Raw genomic sequence first — 2,037 nt, 5'->3', positions numbered from 1 at the left:
TGCGTGAGCCCCTCGACGAGGGAGTCCGGGACGTACACCTGGGTGAGCGTCAGGTTGGACGTCCATGTGCTGGCGGAGCTCCCTGCGTTCCGGGGGATCAGCAGGAACACCGCGGACACCAGGACGAGATACGCGGGCATGATCCGGACGAGTCGGGAGCGCAGATAGTCGCGGGCGGGCCGTGCGGTCCCCGTGCCTCCCCGGCGTGCGTGCAGGGCGTGCGCGCGCCACAGCAGGAAGCCCGAGAGCGCGAAGAACACGGCCACGGACAGGTCGAAGCGGCCCCAGACGCGGTTGAGGAACGACCCCGTCGAGGCCCCGGTCTGGAACGCGACATGGGTGGTGAGTACAGCGAACGCGGCGACCGCCCGGAGCCCCTCGAGCGCCGGCACGAAGCCCGTCGCGGAGGGCAGTGTCCCGACTCGGTGGTCGGGGGTGCCAAATGCGTTCTTCATCACTGTTAATCTTCTCCAGATGATGGTCCGGTCTGGCAGCCGGCCCGGGGACGTTACCCGGGCGTGACCACGGACCGAGGGCGCGACTCCAGGAGGACAACCGATGGCACGACAGAGCAGTTCCGCGGGACGGAGGTCGTCGGTGCCCGCGCTGGTCCTCGTCGGGCTCGGCGCATTCTTGATCACTATCGCACTGGCGCTCGTGTTCTTCGTGGTGCCGGCGCAGAAGAAGACCCCGCTGGACATCAATTCGACGACCGTCACCGAGGTCGCGCCGGGGGCGGTCCTCGTGGGCAGGGCACTGGCGGGCAACGCACCCACCGAGCTCAACGCGGACCGGCCCGAGTGCCGCCCCGAGGATGGGGCCGAGGCCGAGGCCGAGGCCGCGTCCGGGGACGAGGGAGAGGGCGACGCGCCCGAGGGTGAGGCGGATGAGACCCAGGACGGCGCCGAGGCCGACGACTCCGAGGTGCAGTTCCCCGTCTCGTGCTTCATCGACAACGACATCCCCCTGTACTCGCAGCGTCGGGTGATGGCCGTCGAGCCGTCGGACGCCGACGTCATCACCCTGCAGGCCGCCCAGTCGTTGCTGCGCGAGGACATCGCGGGCGGCGACGAGGTCGAGTCCCTGATCAACGCCACCGTCGACCGCATCACGCTGGACCGCGTCACGGCGCAGCCGGTCGACGAGGCCACCAGCACCCTGCAGGTCGTCGCCGGCGGCGCCGACGACACCGCCCCCACGGGCTTCGTCCGCGAGGGTCTGCAGTACAAGTTCCCGTTCGACACCGAGCAGCGGGCCTACGACTACTTCGACGCCAGCACGTTCACCACCAACCCGATCGAGTTCGTCGGCGAGACGTCCGTCGGTGGGATCGAGGCCTACGAGTTCACCCAGGACCTCGGCCCGATCGACATGTGGTCCTCGATCCGCGACCACTTCGCCTCGATCTCCGACGGCTACGACCCCGCCGTGGAGTCGGTCCTGGCCAGCTACCGCCGCGAGGGCATGACCGCCGGCCAGTGGGGCCTCGAGGGCGACCCCAAGCGCGAGGTCGACATGCGGCGCTTCTACACCAACACCCGCACGGTGTACGTGAACCCGGCGACCGGCCAGATCATCAACGGCAAGGAGGACATCTTCCAGTTCTTCGCCGAGGACCAGGCCGAGGCCGACGCCTTCTTCTCCGACAAGGCCCGCCTGGAGGAGGAGAAAGCCGAGCCGACCCGCACGGCCGTCCGCTTCCAGTCCGGATGGAACGACGAGACCCAGGAGAGCACTCTGGCCGCGGCGCAGGACAGCGCGGACACGCTCAACACGTTCGGTCGTATCGTCCCGGCGGTGCTGGGCATCCTCGGCCTGCTCTCGCTGATCGGTGGCATAGTGCTGGGCCTGCGCGGGAGCCGCGGCGGCACCGGCGGACGGACCACCCGGAACCGCGCCTGATCTGTCAGACCCCGCGACCGCCGCGCGACCGTCGGGGACACCAAGCCGCCCCGCTCCCGCGATCTGTCCCTCGGATCGGGCGCTGCGAACCCGAGGCCGGCCTCGACGATCCCGCTCCGCCGGCCGCTCCGCCGG

Annotated in this window: 2 protein-coding genes; one reads left to right on the top strand and one right to left on the bottom strand. The window is 70.1% G+C overall.

Translation table 11 applies throughout. The features are described 5' to 3' along the window. On the bottom strand, positions 1 to 455 hold a 455-nt coding region (locus tag G6023_RS10765; RefSeq protein ID WP_182635472.1), incomplete at its 3' end, for an acyltransferase family protein. Between the two features lie 103 nt (positions 456 to 558). Between G6023_RS10765 and pgfA the strand changes: the two genes are divergently transcribed. Continuing rightward, complete coding sequence (gene pgfA, locus G6023_RS10760) at positions 559 to 1,902, top strand: cell envelope lipid trafficking protein PgfA (RefSeq protein WP_182635470.1); 1,344 nt, start codon at positions 559 to 561, stop codon at positions 1,900 to 1,902. Positions 1,903 to 2,037: the final 135 nt, after the last annotated feature.

Source organism: Dietzia sp. DQ11-71 (assembly GCF_014144995.1).
Lineage (GTDB): Bacteria > Actinomycetota > Actinomycetes > Mycobacteriales > Mycobacteriaceae > Dietzia > Dietzia kunjamensis.
This window is presented reverse-complemented; position numbering and strand designations above follow the sequence as displayed.